1 pseudogene is annotated in these 823 nt (G+C 66.8%); it reads right to left on the bottom strand.

Annotated elements, in window-relative coordinates:
- Positions 1 to 5: 5 nt before the first annotated feature.
- Positions 6 to 823 (bottom strand): annotated as a pseudogene (locus tag G3O01_RS44925) (ISNCY family transposase); the annotation flags it as partial.

The following is an 823-nucleotide window of genomic DNA, read 5'->3' as shown; positions in this document are numbered from 1 at the left end:
TGCGATCAGTGAGTGCGTGCAGACCGCTGGCCAGGTGTGGAAGGTGCCGCTGGCGGCTGCACGAGCTGCCCGATGGCCTGATCCAGATCGGCGCGGGTGAACTCGCGCGGTTTCTTCGTGCCGGGCAACCGGTCCTTCGCGCGCGGTGCCACGCCGCGGTTGGTGCGCGACGGCGAGCCCGAGATGCGCCGGTCATCGCGTTGCGCCTGTAGCGCCTGCGCGACCTGCAATGCATGCGCCAGCCGCTTGTGCTCGATCACCGCACCCTGATCGACTTCCGCGAGCTTGTCGTAGCGCCGGCACGCCAGCACCTCACCATCGGCACGGATCTCGATGCGCCCGTCCGGGTACTCCCACACGTCAATGTAGCGGTGAACCAGCGCGCGGTTGGCCGGCGTGTCTTCCAGCAGGTACATGACCCGGTCGTATTGCACCGTCAGTGACTTCGTCACACGGCGCGTCTCGCGCCAGGTCATCCGCCGGTCCAGATCCTCATCGTCACGCAACGGCCGGTGTGCGTCGAACGTGCTTCTCGGCGGCTTCGCGAAACGCGCGTTGTAGGCCGCGATAAAGCAGGGCGCGTACGCGTTGGCGTCAGCGACCGTGCTGATGCCCTTCAGGCGCAACTCCTTGACGAGCCGGTCCTGCAGCGTCAGGTGCGCACGCTCCACACGACCCTTCGCGGAACTCGAGTTCGCGCAGAACGTATCGATGTTCAGTTCGTACATCGCGCGGCCAAAGTGCGTCACGCTGCGCCCCGTCTTGCCGGCGCACGTGCTGCGGAACACGCTCGCGCGGTCGCTGTAGAACGCCACCGGCTTGC

The organism is Burkholderia sp. Ac-20365 (assembly GCF_017104715.1).
Classification (GTDB): domain Bacteria; phylum Pseudomonadota; class Gammaproteobacteria; order Burkholderiales; family Burkholderiaceae; genus Paraburkholderia.
The sequence above is the reverse complement of the archived record's forward strand: the minus strand, read 5'-3'. Positions and strand labels throughout refer to the sequence as shown.